The organism is Luteimonas sp. Soil_C_5, from assembly GCF_057656615.1.
The window spans coordinates 552522-574582 of the sequence record NZ_JBDGKA010000002.1; the positions used below are offsets into that span (position 1 = coordinate 552522).

The following is a 22061-nucleotide window of genomic DNA, read 5'->3' on the forward strand; positions in this document are numbered from 1 at the left end:
GCCCGCAACCCGCTACCATGCGGGCATCCGCCCGGCTGGGGAAAGCCGGTACCTTGGGGAAGGCCCGCATGTCGATGTCACGTACCGCCGCACGGAAGACCGTTGCCCGAAAGCCCGCTGCCGCGCCCGTGCGCGCCGGCGTGACACTGGATACCTTCGTCTGGGAAGGCACCGACAAGCGCGGCATCAAGATGAAGGGCGAGCAGCAGGCGAAGAACGCCAACCTGCTGCGCGCCGAACTGCGCCGCCAGGGCATCCAGCCGTCCATCGTCAAGACCAAGGGCAAGCCGCTGTTCGGCAAGACCGGCAAGACGATCTCGGCCAAGGACATCGCGGTGTTCAGTCGCCAGCTGGCGACGATGATCAAATCCGGTGTGCCGGTGGTCCAGGCGCTGGAGATCATCGGATCGGGCAACAAGAACCCGCGCATGGCCGACATGGTCAACAGCATGCGGCTGGATATCGAGGGCGGCTCGTCGATCAGCGAGTCGCTGGCCAAGCATCCGGTGCAGTTCGACGAATTGTTCCAGAACCTGGTCCGCGCCGGCGAATCCGCCGGTGTGCTGGAGACGGTGCTCGACACCATCGCCACGTACAAGGAAAACACCGAGAAGCTCAAGGGCAAGATCAAGAAGGCGCTGTTTTACCCGGCCGCAGTCATCGCGGTGGCGATCATCGTCAGCGCGATCCTGCTGATCTTCGTGGTCCCGCAGTTCGAGGCGGTGTTTGCGGATTTCGGGGCCGATCTTCCGGCGTTTACGCAGATGATCGTGTCCGCGAGTGAGTTTCTGGTGAGCTATTGGTGGGCGGTGCTGGGCATCGTCGCGGCCGCCGCATTCGCCTTCATCTTCACCTATAAACGTTCGGTCCCGATGCAGCATGCGATCGACCGCATGATGCTGAAGATTCCGGTCATCGGCGCCCTGTTGCACAACGCGTCGATCGCCCGCTTCTCGCGCACGCTCGCAACAACTTTCCGTGCCGGCGTCCCGCTGGTCGAAGCCCTGGACACGGTGGCAGGCGCCACCGGCAACACCGTCTACGAAAAAGCCGTCCTGCGCATGCGCGATGACGTCTCGGTGGGTTACCAGGTGAACATGGCGATGAAGCAGGTCAACCTGTTTCCGCACATGGTGGTGCAGATGACCGCGATCGGCGAAGAGGCAGGCGCGCTCGACACGATGCTGATGAAGGTCGCCGAGTTCTACGAGGAAGAGGTCAACAATGCGGTCGACGCGTTGAGCAGCCTGCTCGAACCCATGATCATGGTGTTCATCGGTGGCCTTGTCGGCGGCATGGTCATCGGCATGTACCTGCCGATCTTCAAGCTGGCGGCCGTCGTCTGACGGCCCCGGCCCGCACCTGACTTTCTAGATGGCGTTTCTCGACCAGAACCCCGCACTCGGTTTCCCGCTCGCCGCCGGCTTCGGCCTGCTGGTGGGCAGCTTCCTCAACGTGGTCATCCTGCGCCTGCCGCGGCGGATGGAGTGGCAGTGGAAGCGCGATTCGCGCGAGATCCTCGGCGAACCCGAACTGTACGATCCGCCGCCGCCGGGGATCGTGGTCGAGCGCTCGCACTGTCCGCACTGCGGCCACCAGCTGTCGTGGTACGAGAACATCCCGGTGTTCAGCTGGCTGGCGCTGCGCGGCAAGTGCCGCAGCTGCAAGGCACCGATTTCGATCCAGTACCCGGCGGTCGAGCTGCTGACGATGCTGCTGTTCGTCGCCTGCGTGTGGCGCTTCGGCTTCGGCTGGCAGGGCTTCGGCGCACTGGTGCTGACGGGCTTTCTGGTCGCGCTGGCAGGCATCGACGTGCGGACCCAGCTGCTGCCCGATTCGCTGACATTGCCGCTGATGTGGCTGGGGCTGATCGCCAGCCTCGATGTGCTCTACATGCCGGCCAAGCCCGCGTTGCTCGGCGCGATCGTGGGGTACGCCAGCCTGTGGACAGTGTGGTGGCTGTTCAAGCAGGCCACCGGCAAGGAAGGCATGGGCCACGGCGATTTCAAGCTGCTGGCGGCGCTGGGGGCCTGGTGCGGGCTCAATGGCCTGCTGCCGATCATCCTGCTGTCGGCCGTGGCCGGCGCGATCATCGGCTCGATCATGCTGGCCGTGCAGGGCCGTGACCGGGCGACGCCGATCCCGTTCGGCCCCTACCTCGCCATCGCGGGCTGGGTGACCTTCATGTGGGGCGAGGAGATGATGGGTCGCTACCTCCAGCTTGCCGGGCTGCAGTAGCGCCCGGTCGAATCGCCATGAGTGCGCTGATCATCGGCCTGACCGGCGGCATCGCGTCGGGCAAGTCCGCCGCCACGGCCGCCTTCGAGTCGCGTGGCATCGTGGTGGCGGACGCCGACCTGGCCGCGCGCGACGCGGTCGCGCCGGGTAGCGCGGGACTGGATGAGGTGGTCGCGCGTTTCGGACGTGATGCGCTTGCCGCGGACGGCAGCCTGGATCGCGCCGCGATGCGCCGCCGCATCTTCGACGATCCGGACGCCCGTCTCCTGTTGGAAGCGATCATCCACCCCCGCGTCCGCGAGTCCCTGCGCACGGCCTGCGAGGCGGCTGCCAGCCCCTATGCGGTCGCTGCCATTCCGTTGCTGGCCGAGGGCGGCCGCGCGCACTACCCCTGGGTGCACCGGGTGCTGGTGATCGACGTCCCCGGCGATCTCCAGCTGGCGCGCCTGCTGGCGCGCGATGGCATCGACCCTGCACTGGCGACGCGGATGATCGCGGCCCAGGCCAGCCGCGAGACGCGGCTTGCGATCGCCGACGACGTGATCGTCAACGATGCGAGCCTGGAAGTCCTCGAGGCGCGTGTCGACGCACTGGATGCGCGTTACCGCACGCTCTCGAAGTCGATGCTTGCCGGATAGCGCACGGCGCTCCGGCGGCGCGTCGCGCCGTCCTGCCCCAAGTACCGGCACTACCGCATCTTGTGCAGCGGCTTCGGGCAACGCCCGAGAAAATCGTCATCCCCGCGAACGCGGATGCGCTTTTTCAACAGTCGGATGGCTCGTCAATCCAGAGGCTTTCAAGCCATGGAAAGCAAAAGGCACTGGATTCCCGCCTTCGCGGGAATGACGGACGGGGACAGACCTGATCAGCGTTGCCTAGAGCGGCCCCGACGAGTCCCCAAACGACAGACAGACACGTGCTCGCCCTCTGGTCGCATTCCAGTTGCGAACGTCCGGTCCGTGAGCCGACTCTTGCCGCTGACACGACACCGGACCTCAGACCCCCGCCCGGTCTCAGTCCACTGCAGACCCGGCCGACCTACTCGCGCCATCGACAGTGGCGAGTGAACAGAGAACGGCTGCCGCAAGGACATCCATCGGCAATTCGAACGCAGAAACCGCTGACCCAAGAAAGCGGCCATGGCTCAGCCCTCGCCCCACAGCCCCCGGATCGCTGCGATGCCCTGGGCGCCATGGCGGCGCGCCTCCGGCACATCGGCAGGCGACAGCCCGCCGATCGCATAGATCGGCAGTGCGGTGGCCTCGCGCAGCCGGGCGAATGCATCCCATCCGATGCCGGGCACGCCGGGATGGCTCGGCGTCTCGTGGATGTGGCCGAGCACGACGAAATCGCAGCCGAGTGCTTCGGCCATGCGCAGTTCTTCGAGGTCGTGGCAGGACGCGGCCAGCGGCACGTCGACGGGTACGGGGCGCGTGTCCGCAGCCCGCAGCGCGGCGGACGACAGATGCAGGCCCGCGCCCGCCCCCATCGCGACGGACGCCGATCCGTTGAACAGCACATCCGCCTGGCGCCGGCGACAGCGTGCTGCGGCCTCGGCCAGCAGATGCGTCTGGCGCTCGCTGGTCACGCCCGGCAGCCGTACCTGCACCCGCCGCACGCCGCGCGTCAGCGCCGCATCCAGCGCGCGCAGCCACTGTGCGTCGTCCCCGTCCGGCGTTGGCGTCACCAGATACATGTCCGGCTGATACAGCGCGGCGACGACCGGCAGGTCGGCGGGCGGCATCGAATAGCGCGACAGACTGCCGGGCGCGACCCAGGTGAGCGCCTGCCCTTCCCGCCCCTTCGGGGTGCCCTGCCAGCGGGTGACATGCCGCACGTCGAGGCTGAGGCGCTTGTGCGGATAAGCCTGCGGCACGGTGATCACGTGCGCGCCGATCACGGCCTGGATGCCGAGCTCTTCCTCCAGTTCGCGCGCAAGCGCCTGCTCCGGCGTTTCGCCCGCTTCGCGCTTGCCGCCGGGAAACTCCCACAGCCCCGCCAGGTCCTGGCTCGGTGTGCGCCGCGACAGCAGGATGCGACCGCGCGCATCCGTGATGACGCCGGCGACCACTTCGATCATGGGTGCAGTCATGCCGTCCCTCGTTCCGATTCCGTCAGGAGGGTAGGCCGCCGGCGCCGGATTGCCAACGCGTCGATGCCCGCCGCGCGCCGGATGCGACGGCCTGGCCTGCACCCGTGCGACCGCACGCAGGCCGCACAAACGGAAACCGCCGCTTGCGCGGCGGTCTCCAGTCATTGCCCCGGCTTTGCCCGTCTCAGCTCAGCTGGCCGTGGCAATGCTTGTACTTCTTGCCGCTGCCGCAGGGGCAGGCATCGTTACGGCCGACCTTGGCACCGTCGCGCACGATCGGCGTCTGCGCGCCGCCCTGCGCCGCCGCACGCACGTCCTCGGCTTCCTCGTCGGCGCCGTAGCCGCCGGCATCGGCGTGCTGGAACTGCGCCTGGTTGAGCTTGGCTTCCACCTGGCGACGCTCTTCGGCTTCCAGCGCGGCGATCTCGTCCTCGCTGCGCACGCGTACGCGCGCCAGCATCGTCACGACGTCGTGCTTGACCTTGTCCAGCATTTCGGAGAACAACTCGAAGGCTTCGCGCTTGTATTCCTGCTTCGGCTGCTTCTGCGCATACCCGCGCAGATGGATGCCCTGGCGCAGGTAGTCCATGCGGCCGAGATGCTCCTTCCAGCCCTGGTCGAGCACGTTGAGCATGATGTGCTTCTCAAGCGTGCGCATCGTCTCGTCGCCTACCTGCGCTTCCTTGTCGCTGAAGAGGCGGTCGACTTCCTGCTCCACGTACTCGCTGATCTGCTCGGCATCGAGTTCCTTGCGCGACGCGGCCAGCTCGACCAGCGCCGGGCGGATGCCGAACTCGCGCTCGATCTCCGACTCCAGGCCCGGCAGGTCCCACTGTTCATCGATCGACTGCGGCGGCACGTAACGACCGACGATGCCGACCACGGCATCGGCGCGGATGCCGTCGATGTTCTCCTTGACGCTGTCGGCGTCCAGCAGCTCGTCGCGCTGGCCGTAGATCACCTTGCGCTGGTCGTTGTTGACGTCGTCGAAGTCGAGCAGGTTCTTGCGGATGTCGAAGTTGTGCGCCTCGACCTTGCGCTGCGCGTTGGCGATCTGCTTGGTGACCAGCGGCGACTCGATGATGTCGTCTTCCTGCAGACCCATGCGCGCCATGACCTTCTGCACCCAGTCGGCGGCGAAGATGCGCATCAGGTTGTCTTCGAGCGACAGATAGAAACGCGAGGACCCCGGATCGCCCTGGCGGCCCGAGCGGCCGCGCAGCTGGTTGTCGATACGCCGCGATTCGTGACGCTCGGTGCCGAGGATGTGCAGGCCACCGGCGGCCTTGACCGCATCGTGGCGTTTCTGCCATTCGGCCTTCAGCGCCGCCTTCGTCGAATCGCCGACCGGTGCGCCGTTTTCTTCTTCCAGCAACGCCAGTTCGGTTTCGAGCGAGCCGCCGAGCACGATGTCGGTACCGCGGCCGGCCATGTTGGTGGCGATGGTGACCGCGCCCGGACGACCGGCCTGGGCAATGATCGTCGCCTCGCGCTCATGCTGCTTGGCGTTGAGCACTTCGTGGGCGATGCCTTCCTTGCGCAGGTGCTCGGACAGCAGCTCCGACACTTCGATCGACGTCGTACCGACGAGCACCGGCTGCCCACGTTCGTGTGCGGCCTGGATCTCGCGGGCGACCGCACGGTACTTGCCGGCACGATTGAGGAACACCGCATCCGGCGCGTCCTTGCGGATCATCGGACGATGGGTCGGGATCACCACGACCTCGAGCGAGTAGATGCTCTCGAACTCGAAGGCCTCGGTATCGGCCGTACCGGTCATGCCCGACAGCTTGTCGTACATGCGGAACAGGTTCTGGAAGGTGATGCTGGCGAGCGTCTGGTTCTCGCGCTGGACCGGCACGCCTTCCTTGGCCTCGACCGCCTGGTGCAGGCCGTCGGACCAGCGGCGACCCGGCAGCGTGCGGCCGGTGAACTCGTCGACGATGATCACTTCGCCATCGCGGACGATGTAATGGTCGTCGCGCTGGTAGATCGCGTGCGCACGCAGGCCCGCGTTGAGGTGATGCACCACGTGGATGTTCTGCGGCGCGTACAGGCTGTCGTCGCCTTCGAGGATGCCCGCCTTGCGCAGCAGTTCCTCGGCGTGTTCCTGGCCAGCCTCGGACAGGTGGACCTGCTTGCCCTTCTCGTCGACCCAGAAGTCGCCGTCGCCTTCCTCGGTCTCCTGGCGGACCAGCGAGGGGACGACGCGGTTGACCTTGATGTAGAGCTCCGGCGAATCGTCGGCCGGGCCGGAGATGATCAGCGGCGTGCGCGCCTCGTCGATCAGGATCGAGTCGACCTCGTCGATGATCGCGTAGTTGAGCTTGCGCTGGTAACGATCAGCCCGCGACAGCGCCATATTGTCGCGCAGGTAATCGAAGCCGAACTCGTTGTTGGTGCCGTAGGTGATGTCGGCGCGGTAGGCATCGCGCTTGGTCTCGCCGTGCGGCATGCCCGGCCAGATCACGCCGACCGACAGGCCCAGCCAGTTATAGAGCTTGCCCATCTGCGCGGCGTCGCGCCGGGCGAGGTAATCGTTGACCGTGATGACGTGGACGCCCTTGCCCTCGAGCGCATTGAGGTAGGTCGGCAGCGTGCCGACCAGGGTCTTGCCCTCACCGGTGCGCATCTCGGCGATCTTGCCCATGTGCAGCACCATGCCGCCGATCAGCTGCACGTCGTAGGGGCGCATGCCCAGCACGCGCTTGCTGGCCTCGCGGCAGACCGCGAAGGCCTCCGGCAGCAGCTTGTCGAGGGTTTCGCCCTTGGCGACCCGGTCCTTGAACTCGGGCGTCTTGGCCTGCAGCTCGGCGTCGGACAGCGCCTCCATCTGCGGTTCCAGCGCGTTGATCTTGACGACGATCTTTTCGAGCTGTTTGACGAAGCGGTCGTTGCGACTGCCGAAGACGCTGGTGAGCAGGCGATTGAACATTGGGGTACCGGGTCGGGAATCGGAGCGCGGCCCGGGCGGTTCCCCCGAAGCCGCATAAAAGAGAAAGGGCGCCAGGCGCCCTCTCGATTGGCAACGCGCATTGTAGCTTGGGGCGAGGAGCGGCGTTTGCAAGCCGGAGGCTTGCGCCGCGACGAGCGCCGGAGCGGCTGTGCTGCGCAGGCCGGACGAGCGGGGGCGTTTGCAAGCCATTGGCTTGCGCCTCCGCGAGCGCCCGGAGCGGCTGTGCCGCGCAGGGCCGGAACGATGAGCGACGTTTGCAAGCCGGAGGCTTGCGCCGCGACGAGCGCCGGAGCAGCTGTGCTGCGCAGGCCGGACGAGCGGCGGCGTTTGCAAGCCATTGGCTTGCGCCTCTGCGAGCGCCCGGAGCGGCTGTGCCGCGCAGGGCCGGAACGAGGCGCGGCGTTTGCAAGCCGGAGGCTTGCGCCGCGACGAGCGCCGGAGCAGCTGTGCTGCGCAGGCCGGACGAGCGGAGGCGTTTGAAGGCCGCTGCAGGGCCACCACCGCGGCGCACCGATCCCCCGTGTCGCAGCGACGATGGCCTCAATACGCCCTCACCAGCCTCGACTAACTGCCGGGAATCAAAGCCGGGATGCCTCAACAGCCCCGCAGACGACACCGTACGCGCAGCGCCGCCCCGCCCTGTGCGTCTGCGCCCAACGCCAGCCCGCGCGCACCAACCCACCGCCCGCCCACGCGCCGGACAAGCAGGCGCGTGCGAACAATGCTTACTGCCGGCTCACACCCATATCGCCGAGGAACTTGCGCGGGTTCTGCACGCGGCCGTTCTCCCAGACTTCGAAATGCACGTGGGCGCCGGTCGAACGACCGGTGGAGCCCGCCTTCGCGATTTCGTCGCCCACGCGGACCAGGTCGCCGACCTTGGCCAGGTTGCGCGAGTTGTGCGCGTAGCGCGTCACATAGCCGTTGCCGTGATCCACCTCGACCACGTTGCCGTAGCCGCCGCGCACGCCGGAATAGCTGACCACGCCGTTGGCCACGGTCATCACCGGATCGCCGGTGCGAGCATCGAAGTCGATGCCCTTGTGGAACTGGCCGCCGCGACCGAACGGGTCGGCGCGATAGCCGTAGGACGAGGTCACGAAGCTGCTGGCCACCGGCGAACGCGACGGCATGGCGTTGCGGTCCAGCGCCCGGTCCGACAGCAGTGCCTCGAGCACCGACAGCTGGTTGCCCGAATTCGCCAGGTCGCCGTCGAGCGACTCCAGTCCGTTCAGCAGCTTGCGGGCCGGCATGTCGTGCGCAGGCTCCGGACCACCGATGCCGACCGGGCGGTCGAAATCGAACTCGCCGCCTTCGATGCCGGCACCGCGTGCGAGCCGGTCGCCCAGCGCATTGAGGCGGTTGGCCTGCGCCTGCAGCTCGCCCATGCGGGCAGCGAGGGCGTTGATTTCGCGCTGCGCGTCGCGGCGGGTCTCGTCGAGGCTGCGCTCGTGCGCGGCGGCGACGCCGTTGAGGCGGGCGATCTCGGTCGAGTTCATCGCCGCTGCACCGCACATGCCGGCCGCCGCGATCACGATCGCCATGGAGACGGGCTTGCGTCGGGCCAGAACGCGGGTCTTGCGGGCCACATGCGCAAGACGCTCGCGCATATCATTCATGAGGTTATGTACTGTCATCGTGCCAATGTCTGATTTCCGGTCCAGGTCCAAGCCATCCCGCATCGGGGCGTCCCGTATCGGGACCCCGACCGCCGCGCTCGACGCGGCACTGGGTGGCACGTCGGCCGATCCGATCCGTCGCGCCATGTGGCTCGACGCACTGGACCGCCGCCTCGTTCCCCTGCTGCCCCCGGCGCTGGCGCCACATGCGCGGCTGGCCAATGTCGATCGCAACAGGCTGGTGTTCCTCGTCGATTCGCCCATCTGGCACGCCAGGCTGCGCCTGTCGGCCGACGTGCTGCTCGACGCCGCCCGGTCCATCGGGCTGGATGTCAGCGACATCGTCGTCAGGACCTCGACCCGGCCATTGCGGCCACCTCTCGCCGATGCAGGCGCCCCGCCAGTGGGGGGCGCACCCACCACCGCGGCACGCGAAGCGCTGCAGGCGGTGATCGCATCGCTGCGGTCGCCAGAAGACGACACGAAGGATTGAATCGGGACCCATCCCCGGTCACCGACGTCAAGGCCGGGTGAAGGGGACGGCGCATCCTACCGGGGCTCGGCGGCCCGAACGTTAAGTGGGCGCCGGCGATTCAGGAAGAAAGTGTTAACCAGGCGTTAAACCAGCCCGGATACCGCGCTGTCATGCACCGCGACGCACGTGCATGTGGTCAGGCACGTGCCGCTCAGACTGCGACAGGAATGCCGTAGGCGACCGGGGCCTCCGCCTTCTGGTCGAAGCTGACCGTCTCCCACGCGGTGCGCTCTTCGAGCAGCGCGCGGACCAGCTTGTTGTTGAGCGCGTGGCCCGACTTGTAGCCGACGAAGCAGCCCAGAATCGGATGGCCGGCCAGATACAGGTCGCCCACCGCGTCGAGGATCTTGTGGCGCACGAACTCGTTGGCGTAGCGCAGGCCGTCGTCGTTGAGCACGCGGAACTCGTCCAGCACGATCGCGTTGTCCATCGAGCCGCCGAGGCCGAGGTTGCGCTCGCGCATGTACTCAAGATCACGCATGAAACCGAACGTGCGCGCGCGGCTGACCTCGCGGATGTAGGCCTCGGTCGAGAACTCCACCTCGGCGCGCGACTGCGCGACCGGAATCGCCGGATGATCGAAGGCGATGGTGAAATCGAGCTTGAAACCGTCGTAGGGCTCGAAGCGCGCGATCTTGTCGCCCTCGCGCACTTCCACCGGCTTGAGCACGCGGATGAAGCGCTTGGGGGCGTCCTGCTCGACCACGCCTGCGGACTGCAGCAGGAAGACGAACGGGCCCGACGAGCCGTCCATGATCGGCACTTCGGCCGCGGACAGTTCGATATAGAGATTGTCGACGCCCAGGCCCGCGAGTGCGGACATCAGGTGCTCGACGGTCTGCACGTTGGCCGTGCCGCGGCTCAGGCCGGTACACAGCGTGGTCTCGGTGACCAGATGGCCATCGGCAGGAATCTCGACCACCGGGTCGAGATCGACACGGCGGAACACGATACCGGTATCCGGCGCAGCCGGGCGCAGGGTCAGGAACACTTTTTCCCCGCTGTGCAGGCCGACGCCCGTCGCGCGGATCACGTTCTTGATGGTGCGTTGCCGGGGCATGGGAGTTCCGGAAAGGAGAGGTTCCGGCAGCCGCCGACATCGGGCCGTCATCGGAATGGGGGGCAGATTATCACGGGGCCTGCTGAACCTGAACGAAGTGCAGGCCGGCACGCCATTGCCCGTGAGGCGGCATCACGACCCGCGCAGGCGGACCGGTCGGATAAAACGTCCACCGGGCCGGGCAGGCCCGGTGGACAAAAGGTCGACGACGCGCGGACAACGCGTCATCGCGATCACGAGAACGACAGGAACACGGGCCTGGACCAGCCGGACCGGCCAGCGGGCCCTTCCGCGCGCAACGCAGCGCCGGCCCGGCACCGGAGATCCGGTGCCGGCACGGCTGCGACGCGCGCGTCCAGGCTCAGTCGGCCTGACGACGCAGGAACGCCGGGATGTCCAGGTAGTTGTCGTTGCCGAAATCGGCGGTCTTCGGCGCATCGGCCGATTCGTTGCGTGCGGGCGTCGCACGGCCGGCCGTCTGCGTCGCATTGCCACGCAGCGACGCCGCGATGCTGTGACCCGGGCTGTACGGGCTCACGGCGTCGGCTTCGTCGTCGATCAGCATGCCGGTGGTGCCGTCACGGACGCCACGCTGGTTGTTGCTGATCAGCTGCACCTGCGGCTTGCCACGGCCGGCGCCTTCGCCGGAATAGCCGGTGGCGCGCGCGGGCGAGCGGTTCAGACCGGTCGCGACGACGGTCACGCGGACTTCGTCCTGCATGTCCGGATCGAGCACGGTGCCGATGACGATGGTGGCGTCTTCGCTGGAGAAGTTCTCGACGGTGCGACCGACTTCGTCGAACTCGGCCATCGTGAAATCCGCACCGGCGGTGATGTTGACCAGGATGCCGTTGGCGCCGGCCAGGTTGACGTCGTCGAGCAGCGGGTTCTGGATCGCGGCTTCGGCAGCGGCCTGCGCACGGTCGTCGCCACGCGCCGAACCGGTGCCCATCATCGCCAGGCCCATCTCGGACATCACGGTGCGCACGTCGGCGAAGTCGACGTTGATCAGGCCCGGACGGACGATCAGGTCGGCGATGCCCTGCACGGCGCCCAGCAGCACGTCGTTGGCGGCGCGGAAGGCCTGGATCATCGTGGCGTTGCGGCCGAGCACGGTGATCAGCTTCTCGTTGGGAATGGTGATCAGCGAGTCGCAATGCGCCGACATCTCTTCGATGCCCTTAAGCGCGACCTGCATGCGGCGACGGCCTTCGAACGGGAACGGCTTGGTGACCACGGCGACGGTCAGGATGCCCATCTCCTTGGCCAGCTGCGCGACGACCGGCGCCGCGCCGGTGCCGGTGCCGCCGCCCATGCCGGCGGTGATGAAGACCATATCGGCTCCCTGCAGCGCGTCCATGATGATTTCGCGATCTTCCAGCGCGGCCTGACGGCCGACTTCCGGATTCGCGCCAGCGCCCAGGCCCTTGGTGACGCTGCTGCCGAGCTGCAGCTGCAGCTTGGCGCCGCAGTTCTTGATCGCCTGTGCGTCGGTGTTGGCGGTGATGAACTCAACGCCGTCCACGCTGTTGTTGACCATGTGCGCGACCGCGTTGCCGCCGCCGCCGCCCACGCCGATGACCTTGATCACCGCATTGGGTGCCATCTTTTCCACGAGTTCGAAATGTGCCATGTCCGTCGTCCTCTTGTTTGAGAGCCGTGATTGGGGATTCGTGATTGGGGATTCGACAAAGCGAACCGCCTCTCCTGATCGCCATCCGGCGTGTTGTTAGTTGTTTAAACGCATTTCCGGTACCGCTGTCTTCGCCGCCGCCCTGCCCTTGCCCTTCCGAATCACCAATCCCGAATCACCAATCACCCGGCGAGTTCGTCAGAACTCGCCGTTGAACCAGGTCTTCAATTTCCGCAGCAATCCGCCGGCACGTCCGGTGGAGATCACCGGCCTGCGCGGATGCTCGATCTGGCTGCCCATCAGCAGCAGGCCCACGCCACTGGCGTGGACCGGATTGCCGACCACTTCGCCCAGGCCGGTCACGTGCTGCGGAATGCCCACGCGCACCGGCATCTGCAGCATTTCCTCGGCCAGTTCGACGACGCCTTCCATCTTTGCGGCGCCGCCGGTGAGCACCATGCCGGCGCGCACGTGCTGCTCGAAGCCCGAGCGGCGCAGTTCGGCCTGCACCATCTCGAAGATTTCCTCGTAGCGCGCCTGCACCGCCTGCGCCAGCGACTGGCGCGGCAGGCGACGCGGCGGACGATCGCCGACGCTCGGCACCTGGATCGATTCCTCGCTGGTCGCCAGCTGCGCCAGTGCGCAGGCGTAGCGGACCTTGATCTGCTCGGCTTCCGGCGTCGGCGTGCGCAGCATGTGCGCGATGTCTTCCGTGACCTTGTCGCCGGCGATCGGCAGCGACGCGGTGTGGCTGATCGCGCCCTGCACGAACACCGCAAGGTCGGTCGTGCCCGCGCCCATGTCGACCAGCACCACACCGAGTTCGCGCTCGTCGGACGTCAGCACCGCGGTGCTCGACGCCAGCGACGACAGGATCAGATCGTCGATCTGCAGGCCGCAGCGCTGCACGCACTTGCTGATGTTGGCGGCGGCCGACTGCGCGCAGACGACGAGATGCGCATGCACCTCGAGGCGCACGCCGGTCATGCCAACGGGATTGCGGATGCCTTCCTGCGAATCGTCGAGCACGTACTCGCGCGGGATCGCATGCAGGATCTTCTGGTCGGCGGGAATCGCGACGGCCTTGGCGGCGTCGAGCACGCGATCGAGATCGGCCCACGTCACTTCGTTGTCGCGGATCGGCACGATGCCCGGCGAATTGCGGCACTGCACGTGGTTGCCGGAGATCGACGCGTAGACCGAGCGGATCTCGCAGCCGGCCATCAGTTCGGCTTCTTCGACGGCGCGCTGGATCGACTGCACCGTCGATTCGATGTCGACCACCACACCGCGCTTGAGCCCGCGCGATTCGTGGCTGCCGATGCCGATCACTTCGATCGGATTGCCGGGCGAGTACTCGCCAACCAGCGCCACCACTTTGGAGGTGCCGATGTCGAGTCCGACGATGAGCGTCTTGTCGCCTTTGCGATTCATGCGGGGAAACCGGAAACGGAAGAGGAAGACCGGTGCGCGACCGGACGTACGGGTGCAGGTGCGGGTGCAGCGGCGGCGGCGGCCGCGGGCGCGGGCGCGTCGCCCCAGACCAGCGCGAAGCCGTTGGTGTAACGCAGGTCCGCGCGCGTCAGCGGCTGCGGACGGTTGGCGACCAGGTGCGGCAACATGCGCGCGAACCGCGACAGGCGCAGGCGCGCTTCCTGGCTGCCGACGATGACGTCGGTGCCGTTGGACAGGCGCAGCTGCCAGCTGCCGCGCGCGTCGAGGACGACGCTGTCCACCTCGACGCCGGCCGGGCGGAACAGGTCGCGCGATTCGTTGTACAGCGCGACGATGTCCGGCACGCGCGCTTCGGGGCCTTCGAAGTGCGGCATCGCGGCTGGCACGTCGACGCCGTCGGCCGAAAACAGCCGGCCACGCGTCGACAGCAGGCGATCCTCGCCCCAGTGCGCGAACGGCACGTGTTCGGCGATGCGCACGTCGAGCACGTCGGGCCAGCGCTTGCGCACGTCCGTGCCGGCCACCCACGGCAGACGCGCGACATCGCGCTGCGCCTGGGCGAGATCGATCGCGAAGAAGCCGCGCTGCGCATGCGGCAGCACGGTTTCGCGCACGCGCGCGACATCCACCTGCTGCAGGCCGTCGTTGATGCGCAGGACGCGCAGCGGCCAGCGGTCCGCGCCGATCCAGCCGTTGAGCACGGCCACGACCGGGAACACCACCAGCGCAAGCGCCAGCGTCCAGGCGAGGACGCGCAACGTGGTGGCGAAGGCCTGGCTCATCGCGCGGCAACCTCCTGGGGCAGGGTCGCTTCGAGCACGCGCCAGCACAGCGCGGCGTAGTCGATACCGACCTGCGCAGCTGCCTTGGGCACCAGCGAATGGCTGGTCATGCCCGGTGCGGTGTTCACTTCGATCAGCTGCAGGCCGCGCTCGACGTCACGCATGACGTCCACCCGTCCCCAGCCGCTGCAGTCGACGGCGCGGAACGCCGCCAGCGCCAGTGCGCCGATCTCGCGTTCCGCGTCGGGCGACAGGCCCGGGCACAGGTACTGGGTGTCGTCGGCGATGTACTTGGCGTGGTAGTCGTACCACTCGCCGGCCGGCACGATGCGGATCGACGGCAGCGCCACGTCGCCGATGATGCCGACGGTCAGTTCGTCGCCGCGCACCATCTGTTCCATCAGCAGTTCGCCCGGATACGCGGCCGCGAATTCGATCGCCGGCGCCAGATCGTCGGCCGTGAGCACACGGAACACGCCGACGCTCGAGCCTTCGCAGGCGGGCTTGACGAACACCGGGTAGCCCAGCGTCGCCGCCGCCGCGCGCAGGTCGGCGCCTTGCGGCAGGCGCTCGAAGCGCGGCGTCGGCAGGCCCTGGCTCATCCACACCTGCTTGGTGCGGATCTTGTCCATCGTCAGCGCCGAGCCGAGCACGCGCGAGCCGGTGTACGGAATCGCGAACGCGTCGAGCAGGCCCTGGACCACGCCGTTCTCGCCGTCGCCGCCATGGAGGATGTTGAACACGCGGTCGAAGCGGCCGGCCATGATGTCCTGGGCCAGCGCCGGCACGCCGTCGACGGCATGTGCATCGACGCCGCGAGCGCGCAGCGCATCCAGCACGCCCTGCCCCGACTGCAGCGAAACTTCGCGCTCGGAACCCGGACCACCGAGCAGCACGGCGACGCGGCCGAACACGGCCGGATCGGTGAAGCGCGGCGGCGGCAACGTCCGGCTCACGGCGTGACCTCCGTGGACGCACGCGGCTGGAAGCCGGACTGCACGAGCTGCTGCACGGCCGCGCCGATGTCACCGGCGCCCATCATCAGCAACAGATCGCCGTCCTGCAGGATGTCGGGCAGCACGCCGGCCAGGTCTTCGGCGCTGCCGACGACCACCGGTTCGATGCGGCCCCGCGCGCGGATCGCACGCGCCAGGGTCTTCGCGTCCGCGCCGGCGATCGGCGCTTCACCTGCGGGATAGACCTCGGTCAGCACCAGCGCGTCGACATCCGACAGCACACCGGCGAAATCGTCGAACAGCGCGCGGGTGCGGCTGTAGCGGTGCGGCTGGAATGCGACGACCAGACGCCGGTCGCCCCAGCCACCACGCGCGGCGGCGAACACCGCGGCGAGTTCCTTGGGGTGATGGCCGTAGTCGTCGACCAGCTGCACGCGTGCGCCGGTCGGCGTGACCAGTTCGCCGAGCAGGTTGAAGCGGCGGCCGATGCCTTCGAAGGATCCCAGCGCGGCGACGATCGCCTCGGGCGCCACGCCGAGCTGCCAGCCCACGGCCGCCGCGGCCAGCGCGTTGAGCACGTTGTGGTGACCGGGCAGCGCGAGATGCGCTTCGATGCGCACGTTCTCCGGCAGGCACAGAGTGAAGCGCATCGATGCGCCGTCCTGGCGGATGGCCTCGGCGCGCACGTCTGCCTCGGCCGACAGGCCGTAGGTCATCATGTGGCGCGGCACGCTGGCCGCCAGGCGCGCGACCTCGGGATCGTCGATGCACAGCACGGCCAGCCCGTAGAACGGCAGGCGATGCAGGTATTCGGCGAACGCCTCCTGCACGCGGGCGAAGTCGCCGCCGTAGTTCTCGAGATGGTCGGCGTCGATGTTGGTGACCACCGCGACCAGCGGATTCAGGCGCAGGAAGCTGCCGTCGCTCTCGTCGGCTTCGGCCACCAGCCAGTCGCCGCTGCCGAGACGCGCATTGGCGCCGGCTGCGAGCAGCTGGCCGCCGACGACGAAGGTCGGATCCATGCCGCCTTCGGCCAGCACGCTGGCGGTCAGCGAGGTCGTCGTGGTCTTGCCGTGCGTGCCCGCGACTGCGATGCCGCGGCGGAAGCGCATCAGTTCCGCCAGCATCTCCGCGCGCGGCACGATCGGAATGCGCTGCGCGCGCGCTTCCATCAGCTCGGGATTGTCGTGGCGGATCGCGCTGGACACGACCACGCAGTCGGTGCCCAGCACGTTGGCCGCGGCATGGCCGCGGTGCACGGTGGCGCCGAGGCGCGCGAGCCGGCGCGTGGCCGCGCTGTCGGCGGTGTCCGAACCGGACACCGTATAGCCCAGCGTGCACAGCACCTCGGCGATGCCGCTCATGCCGGTGCCGCCGATGCCGACGAAATGGACGCGCGAGAAGACCTTGGCGAAGTCTTCCTTCGACTGGCCGCGGGTGTCGTGCAGGCGGCGGATCATGCGGGGCTCCCGGCGTCGAACTTCGGTTCGACGCGCTGGCGCAGCCGACTGGTGCCGCGCACCGGCGCAGGCGCCGGCGCGACCGGCAGCGGCGGCTGCGGTGTGGTGGGGACGGGCCCGGCGGGCGCCGACGGTGCGGCATCGCCGCGCAGCCGGGCGACCTGGCGCTGGGCGCGATCGAGTTCGTAGGACACGCGCAGCAGCAGGCCGAGCGCGACGCAGGTCATCATCACGCTGGAGCCGCCCGACGAGACCAGCGGCAGGGTCAGGCCCTTGGTCGGCAGCAGGCCCAGGTTCACGCCGATCGAGACCAGGCTCTGCATGCCGATCATCAGCGCGACACCGAAGGCGCAATAACCGGCGAAGTGGCGGCGCATCTCGACGCACTTCAGGCCGATCCACAGCGCGCGCCCGACCAGTCCCGCGAACAGCGCGACCACGAGGCAGACTCCGACGAAGCCCAGTTCCTCGGCCAGCACCGAGAAGATGAAATCGGTATGCGCTTCGGGCAGGTAGGACAGCTTCTGTACCGATGCGCCGAGGCCGACGCCGGTGAGTTCGCCGCGGCCCACCGCCATCAGCGCATTGCTGAGCTGGTAGCCGGCGCCGAGCTGGTCCTGCCACGGATCCATGAACGAGGTGATGCGACGCAGGCGGTAGGGCTCCATCACCGCGACGCCGACCACGGCCGGCAGCAGCGCCAGCACCGGCAGCATCATCCGCTTCAGATGGCCGCCGCCGAGCACCAGCATGCCCGCGGTCACGCCGAGCAGCAGCATCGAGGACCCGAAGTCGGGCTGCAGCAGCAGCAGCGCCACCAGCACCACGGCGACGCCGATCGGCTTGAGCATCGCGCCCCAGGTCGCGTTGACCTCGTCGCGGAAGCGCACCAGGTAGCTCGACAGCCAGACGATGTAGATGACCTTGACCGCTTCGACCACCTGGAAGTTGGACACGCCCACGGTGATCCAGCGGTGCGCGCCGTTGACCGAGCGGCCCAGCCCCGGCACGAACACCAGCAGCAGCAGGCCCGCACACATCACCAGCACGAAGCGGTCGTACTTCTCGATCGTCTTGAGCTCGGTGCGCATCACCGCCGCGGCCAGGCCGAGGCCCAGCGCGAGGAACATCAGATGGCGCGTCAGGAAGTAGTAGCGGCCGACGTGCATGTCCTCGCCGACCGCGATCGAGCTGGACGCGACCATGATCACGCCGAGCGTCGCGATCGAGACCACGATGCCGACCAGCCACGGGTCGAAACGACCATGGATGTCGTCCAGGCGCGTGGCCTGGCGGGCGCTGACGCTGTCGTAGGTCGCGGCCATCAGCGCACCTTCAACGTGGCGAGGCCGATCAGCACCAGGATCACCGAGATGATCCAGAAGCGCACGATCACGCGCGGCTCGGGCCAGCCCTTGAGTTCGAAGTGGTGATGGATCGGCGCCATGCGGAACACGCGCTTGCCGGTCAGCTTGAAGCTGGCGACCTGGATCATCACCGACAGCGTCTCGATGACGAAGATGCCGCCCATGATCACCAGCACCAGTTCCTGGCGCACGATCACCGCCATCGTGCCGAGCACGGCGCCGAGCGCCAGCGCACCGATGTCGCCCATGAAGACCATGGCCGGGTACGTGTTGAACCACAGGAAGCCGAGCCCGGCCCCGGCGATCGCCGCGCAGATGATCACAAGCTCACCCGCGCCCGGCACCTGCGGAATCTGCAGATAGTTCGAGAACACCGCGTTGCCCGAGGCATACGCGAACACGCCGAGGCCACAGGCGACCAGCACCGTCGGCATGATCGCCAGGCCATCGAGGCCGTCGGTGAGGTTCACCGCGTTCGAGAAACCGACGATCCAGAAGTAGGCGATCGCGACGAAGCTGATGCCGGCCAGCGGCAGCGCGATCGACTTGAACAGCGGCACGTAGAACGTGGTCGCGGCCGGGACGTCGGCATACAGGTACAGGTACAGGCCGGCCGCGAGGCCGAGGATCGACTGCAGCAGGTACTTCCAGCGCGACTTCAGGCCGTTGGGATCGCGGCGGACGATCTTGATCCAGTCGTCGTACCAGCCGATCGCACCGAAGGTGACCATCACCGCCATCACCACCCACACGTACTTGTTGCGCAGGTCCGCCCACAGCAGCACCGACGCCAGCACGGTCAGCAGGATCAGCGCACCGCCCATGGTCGGCGTGCCGGCCTTGGAGAAATGGGTCTGCGGACCGTCGCTGCGGATCGGCTGGCCGCCCTTGTACTGGGCCAGCCGGCGGATCACCGCCGGGCCGAGCCACAGCGAGAGCGCCAGCGCGGTCAGCGCCGCCAGGATGCCGCGCAGCGTGAGGTACTCGAACAACGTGAAAAAGTCGTCCAGCCCCTGCAGCCAGCGTGCGAGTTCAAGCAGCATCGTGTGTTCCCTGTACGGCGAGCAGTGCGTCGACCACCCTGTCCATCGCACTGCCGCGCGAGCCCTTCACCAGCAGGCGCGCGCCGTCGTGCAGGTCGGCCTGCAGTGCATCGGCGAGCGCCTGGTGCGAATCGAAATGTCGTGCGCCGTCACCGAACGCGGTGGCGGCTTCGGCGCTCAGCGGGCCCAGCGCGTACAGCCGCGCAATGCCGGCCGCCTTCGCGCGCAGACCGGCCTGGCCGTGCATCGCGGCCGCGTCGGCGCCCAGCTCGCGCATGTCGCCCAGCACCAGCCAGCGGTCGCCGTCCTGCGCGGCCAGCGTGTCGATCGCCGCGAGCAGCGAGCCGGGGTTGGCGTTGTAGCTGTCGTCGACCAGCACCGCGCCATTGCGCAGCGTGTGGCGGACCAGGCGACCAGCGACGGGCTCGGCGGCGTCCAGTGCAGCAACGATCGTCGCCAGCGGCACGTCGACGGCCAGCGCGATCGCGGTGGCGGCCAGCGCGTTGCGGATGTTGTGTCGACCGGGCAGCGGCAGCGCGACCTCGGCCTCGCCCGCCGGCGTGATCAGGTGGAAGCGCGATCCGGTCGCGTCGCTGCGGATCGCATTCGCGGTGATGTCGGCCGTGGCGTCGAGCCCGAAGCGCAGCAGGCGGTGGCCGTGCGCGCGTTCGGCGAAGTACGGCGCGAACGCGTCGTCAGCGTTGATCACCGCGGTGCCGTCGACCGGCAGCGCATCGTAGATGGCGGCCTTGGTGTCGGCGATGCCGAGCAGGCTGCCCATGCGTTCCATGTGCGCCGGCGCGATGTTGTTGACCAGGGCGATGTCGGGACGCGCGATGCCGGTCAGGTAGGCGATGTCGCCCGGCTGCCCGGCGCCCATCTCGTAGACCGAGAAATGCGCGTCTTCCGGCGCGTCGAGCACCGACAGCGGCAGCCCGATCTCGTTGTTGAAGTTGCCGGGGTTGAAGCAGGTCGGCGCATGCCGCGACAGGATCCCGACCACCAACTGCTTGACGCTGGTCTTGCCGTTGCTGCCGGTGATGCCGATGACGCAGGTGGCGCGTGCGCGCTGCACGGCGCCTGCCAGCTGGCCGAGCGCGCGCTGCGGATCGGCGACCACGATCTGCGGCAGCGGCAGATCCAGCGGGCGCGCGACCAGCGCCGCATGGGCGCCCAGTTCGGCCGCACGTGCGACATGGTCGTGCCCGTCGAAATTCGCACCGGCCAGCGCCACGAACAGGCGGCCACGGGTGTCCGCCGCGTCGAGGCGACGGGTATCGGTGACGACGGCGTCGATCTGCAGCGCACCGTCGGCGCCGTGCAGGCGGCCGTTGACCCGCTGCGCGATGTGGGCGAGCGACATCGGCGTCATGACCGGACCTCCGCGCGCGCCGCAAGCGCGGCCTGGGCGACGACGCGGTCGTCGAATGCATGCTGCACGCCGTCGATCTCCTGGTAGGGCTCGTGACCCTTGCCGGCGATCAGCACGATGTCGCCCGGGCCGGCCTCGCCGATCGCGCGCGCGATGGCGCGGCCGCGGTCGCGCTCGACGGTGACCGCATCGGGCCGGGCGAAGCCGGCCAGGATGTCGGCCACGATGGCATCGCCGTTTTCGCGGCGCGGATTGTCGTCGGTGACGATGACGCGGTCGGCCTGGGCCTCGGCGATCGCCGCCATCTGCGGGCGCTTGCCGGCATCGCGCTCGCCGCCGCAGCCGAATACGCAGACCAGTTCACCGGCCAGGTGCCCGCGCAGCGACTGCAGCGCCTGTTCCAGCGGATCGGGCTTGTGCGAATAGTCGACGACGACGAGCGGCAGCGCCGCGCCGCCGCCGAAGCGGTTCATGCGGCCGGGAATCGGCTGCAACGTGCCCAGCACGCGCGCGATGTCGGCCGCGCCGTGCCCCAGGGCCAGCAGCACGCCGGCCGCGACCAGCAGGTTGTCGACGTTGAAGCGGCCGAGCAGCGGCGAGCGGACCGGATGCCAGCCGCCGTCGATGCGCAGCGAGAACGCGAGGCCGTCGGCGTCGAGCACGATGTCGCGCGCGGCGATGTCGGCCTCGGCGCGATCCGCGGCGCTGACCGTCCGCGCGCTGACCGTCAGCGCGCGGACGCTGTCGGCCAGCTGCGCCGGCAGCGTCGCGCCGAAGGCGTCGTCGATGTTGATGACGGCGGCCTTCAGGCCCTCGCGCACGAACAGCTTCGCCTTCGCCGCGCCGTAGCCGGCCATGTCGCCGTGGTAATCGAGATGGTCGCGGGTGAGATTGGTGAACACCGCGACGTCGTAATGCACCGCATCGACGCGGCCCTGGTCGAGCGCGTGCGAGCTGACTTCCATCGCCACCGCCTGCGCGCCGGCGTCGCGCAACTGCGCGAGCAGCGAATGGGTCTGCAGCACCAGCGGCGTGGTGAAACCGGTCGGTTCGACCACGCCATGCAGGCCCGCACCCAGCGTGCCGATGGTGCCGGCGCGCTGACCCACGGCCTCGAGCGCCTGCGCCAGCAGCTGCACCGTCGAGGTCTTGCCGCTGGTGCCGGTCACGCCGAACATCGTCATCGCCCGCGACGGCCGGCCGTGGAAGACGTCGGCCATCGCGCCCATGCGCGCGCGCAGGCCGGGCACGGCGATCGCATCGGCAGGTGCCGGCGGCACGTCGGCCGGCACCGGCGGCTCGAACAGGATCGTCGCCGCCTGCGCGGCATGGGCCTGGTCGACGAAGTGCAGACCGTGCGTGCCGAAGCCGCCGATCGCCACGAAGGCATCGCCGGCGCGCAGCGCGCGGCTGTCCTGCACGAGGCCGGAGATCATCAGATCGGCCGGCACGGCGTCGACGTCCGGCAACAGCGTGCGCAGCGGCAGCGTGCG

Annotated in this window: 17 protein-coding genes; 4 read left to right on the forward strand and 13 right to left on the reverse strand. The window is 68.5% G+C overall.

The genetic code is table 11. From position 1 onward, the window contains the following. Positions 1 to 68 precede the first annotated feature (68 nt). From AC3A5K_RS07020 to coaE, 3 genes are read left to right on the forward strand one after another with little or no spacing between them, the layout of a single operon-like run. On the forward strand, positions 69 to 1346 hold the full coding sequence (locus AC3A5K_RS07020; protein WP_487616775.1) for a type II secretion system F family protein: 1278 nt from the start codon (positions 69 to 71) through the stop codon (positions 1344 to 1346). Positions 1347 to 1374: 28 nt separating this feature from the next. Continuing rightward, positions 1375 to 2238, forward strand: a complete 864-nt coding sequence (locus AC3A5K_RS07025; protein ID WP_487616776.1) for a prepilin peptidase — start codon at positions 1375 to 1377, stop codon at positions 2236 to 2238. 17 nt (positions 2239 to 2255) lie between these two features. Next, a complete protein-coding gene (gene coaE / locus AC3A5K_RS07030) occupies positions 2256 to 2876 on the forward strand; it encodes a dephospho-CoA kinase (RefSeq protein WP_487616777.1) in 621 nt (206 codons plus the stop codon). Positions 2877 to 3382: 506 nt separating this feature from the next. Here the strand turns inward: coaE and AC3A5K_RS07035 are convergent. The 3 genes from AC3A5K_RS07035 to AC3A5K_RS07045 all read right to left on the reverse strand — a co-directional run bounded on the left by AC3A5K_RS07035 (position 3383) and on the right by AC3A5K_RS07045 (position 8896). Next, a complete protein-coding gene (locus AC3A5K_RS07035; RefSeq protein WP_487616778.1) occupies positions 3383 to 4330 on the reverse strand; it encodes a Nudix family hydrolase in 948 nt (315 codons plus the stop codon). 184 nt (positions 4331 to 4514) lie between these two features. Beyond that, positions 4515 to 7265, reverse strand: a complete 2751-nt coding sequence (gene secA / locus AC3A5K_RS07040) for a preprotein translocase subunit SecA (RefSeq protein ID WP_487616779.1) — start codon at positions 7263 to 7265, stop codon at positions 4515 to 4517. Between the two features lie 746 nt (positions 7266 to 8011). Beyond that, a complete protein-coding gene (locus AC3A5K_RS07045; RefSeq protein ID WP_487616780.1) occupies positions 8012 to 8896 on the reverse strand; it encodes a M23 family metallopeptidase in 885 nt (294 codons plus the stop codon). A 7-nt stretch (positions 8897 to 8903) separates the two neighbouring features. On the opposite strand from AC3A5K_RS07045, the gene AC3A5K_RS07050 reads away from it, so the two are divergent. Continuing rightward, positions 8904 to 9398, forward strand: a complete 495-nt coding sequence (locus AC3A5K_RS07050; RefSeq protein WP_487616781.1) for a DciA family protein — start codon at positions 8904 to 8906, stop codon at positions 9396 to 9398. Between the two features lie 193 nt (positions 9399 to 9591). Here the strand turns inward: AC3A5K_RS07050 and lpxC are convergent, their stop codons facing one another. The 10 genes from lpxC to AC3A5K_RS07100 form a co-directional block, all read right to left on the reverse strand. Beyond that, entirely contained in the window at positions 9592 to 10500 is a 909-nt protein-coding gene (gene lpxC, locus AC3A5K_RS07055; protein ID WP_487616782.1) for a UDP-3-O-acyl-N-acetylglucosamine deacetylase, read from the reverse strand. 361 nt (positions 10501 to 10861) lie between these two features. After that, positions 10862 to 12133, reverse strand: a complete 1272-nt coding sequence (gene ftsZ / locus AC3A5K_RS07060) for a cell division protein FtsZ (protein ID WP_487616783.1) — start codon at positions 12131 to 12133, stop codon at positions 10862 to 10864. A 198-nt stretch (positions 12134 to 12331) separates the two neighbouring features. Further along, positions 12332 to 13567, reverse strand: coding sequence for a cell division protein FtsA (gene ftsA, locus AC3A5K_RS07065; RefSeq protein WP_487616784.1), 1236 nt, complete (start codon positions 13565 to 13567; stop codon positions 12332 to 12334). Further along, complete coding sequence (locus AC3A5K_RS07070) at positions 13564 to 14370, reverse strand: cell division protein FtsQ/DivIB (protein ID WP_487616785.1); 807 nt, start codon at positions 14368 to 14370, stop codon at positions 13564 to 13566. The genes ftsA and AC3A5K_RS07070 overlap by 4 nt, the downstream gene beginning before the upstream one ends. Further along, the gene (locus AC3A5K_RS07075; protein WP_487616786.1) at positions 14367 to 15326 is read right to left on the reverse strand and encodes a D-alanine--D-alanine ligase; all 960 of its coding nucleotides are present in this window, start codon (positions 15324 to 15326) and stop codon (positions 14367 to 14369) included. Before AC3A5K_RS07075 ends, AC3A5K_RS07070 begins: the two co-directional genes overlap by 4 nt. Continuing rightward, a complete protein-coding gene (murC, locus tag AC3A5K_RS07080; RefSeq protein ID WP_487616787.1) occupies positions 15323 to 16786 on the reverse strand; it encodes a UDP-N-acetylmuramate--L-alanine ligase in 1464 nt (487 codons plus the stop codon). The genes AC3A5K_RS07075 and murC overlap by 4 nt, the downstream gene beginning before the upstream one ends. Further along, positions 16783 to 18111 (reverse strand): putative lipid II flippase FtsW, encoded by a 1329-nt coding sequence (ftsW, locus tag AC3A5K_RS07085; protein WP_487616788.1) that lies wholly within the window; start codon positions 18109 to 18111, stop codon positions 16783 to 16785. Before ftsW ends, murC begins: the two co-directional genes overlap by 4 nt. Beyond that, a complete protein-coding gene (mraY, locus tag AC3A5K_RS07090) occupies positions 18111 to 19196 on the reverse strand; it encodes a phospho-N-acetylmuramoyl-pentapeptide-transferase (protein WP_487616789.1) in 1086 nt (361 codons plus the stop codon). The genes ftsW and mraY overlap by 1 nt, the downstream gene beginning before the upstream one ends. Next, positions 19186 to 20568: a UDP-N-acetylmuramoyl-tripeptide--D-alanyl-D-alanine ligase gene (locus tag AC3A5K_RS07095; RefSeq protein WP_487616790.1), complete on the reverse strand. Its 1383-nt coding sequence runs from the start codon at positions 20566 to 20568 to the stop codon at positions 19186 to 19188. The genes mraY and AC3A5K_RS07095 overlap by 11 nt, the downstream gene beginning before the upstream one ends. Next, on the reverse strand, positions 20565 to 22055 hold the full coding sequence (locus AC3A5K_RS07100; RefSeq protein ID WP_487617075.1) for a UDP-N-acetylmuramoyl-L-alanyl-D-glutamate--2,6-diaminopimelate ligase: 1491 nt from the start codon (positions 22053 to 22055) through the stop codon (positions 20565 to 20567). Before AC3A5K_RS07100 ends, AC3A5K_RS07095 begins: the two co-directional genes overlap by 4 nt. Positions 22056 to 22061: the final 6 nt, after the last annotated feature.

Coding starts and splice junctions, on each gene's coding strand:
- AC3A5K_RS07020 (WP_487616775.1), top strand. CDS start 69: ATGTCGATGTCACGTACCGCCGCACGGAAGACCGTTGCCCGAAAGCCC.
- AC3A5K_RS07025 (WP_487616776.1), top strand. CDS start 1,375: ATGGCGTTTCTCGACCAGAACCCCGCACTCGGTTTCCCGCTCGCCGCC.
- coaE (WP_487616777.1), top strand. CDS start 2,256: ATGAGTGCGCTGATCATCGGCCTGACCGGCGGCATCGCGTCGGGCAAG.
- AC3A5K_RS07035 (WP_487616778.1), bottom strand. CDS start 4,330: ATGACTGCACCCATGATCGAAGTGGTCGCCGGCGTCATCACGGATGCG.
- secA (WP_487616779.1), bottom strand. CDS start 7,265: ATGTTCAATCGCCTGCTCACCAGCGTCTTCGGCAGTCGCAACGACCGC.
- AC3A5K_RS07045 (WP_487616780.1), bottom strand. CDS start 8,896: ATGCGCGAGCGTCTTGCGCATGTGGCCCGCAAGACCCGCGTTCTGGCC.
- AC3A5K_RS07050 (WP_487616781.1), top strand. CDS start 8,904: ATGAGGTTATGTACTGTCATCGTGCCAATGTCTGATTTCCGGTCCAGG.
- lpxC (WP_487616782.1), bottom strand. CDS start 10,500: ATGCCCCGGCAACGCACCATCAAGAACGTGATCCGCGCGACGGGCGTC.
- ftsZ (WP_487616783.1), bottom strand. CDS start 12,133: ATGGCACATTTCGAACTCGTGGAAAAGATGGCACCCAATGCGGTGATC.
- ftsA (WP_487616784.1), bottom strand. CDS start 13,567: ATGAATCGCAAAGGCGACAAGACGCTCATCGTCGGACTCGACATCGGC.
- AC3A5K_RS07070 (WP_487616785.1), bottom strand. CDS start 14,370: ATGAGCCAGGCCTTCGCCACCACGTTGCGCGTCCTCGCCTGGACGCTG.
- murC (WP_487616787.1), bottom strand. CDS start 16,786: ATGATCCGCCGCCTGCACGACACCCGCGGCCAGTCGAAGGAAGACTTC.
- ftsW (WP_487616788.1), bottom strand. CDS start 18,111: ATGGCCGCGACCTACGACAGCGTCAGCGCCCGCCAGGCCACGCGCCTG.
- mraY (WP_487616789.1), bottom strand. CDS start 19,196: ATGCTGCTTGAACTCGCACGCTGGCTGCAGGGGCTGGACGACTTTTTC.
- AC3A5K_RS07095 (WP_487616790.1), bottom strand. CDS start 20,568: ATGACGCCGATGTCGCTCGCCCACATCGCGCAGCGGGTCAACGGCCGC.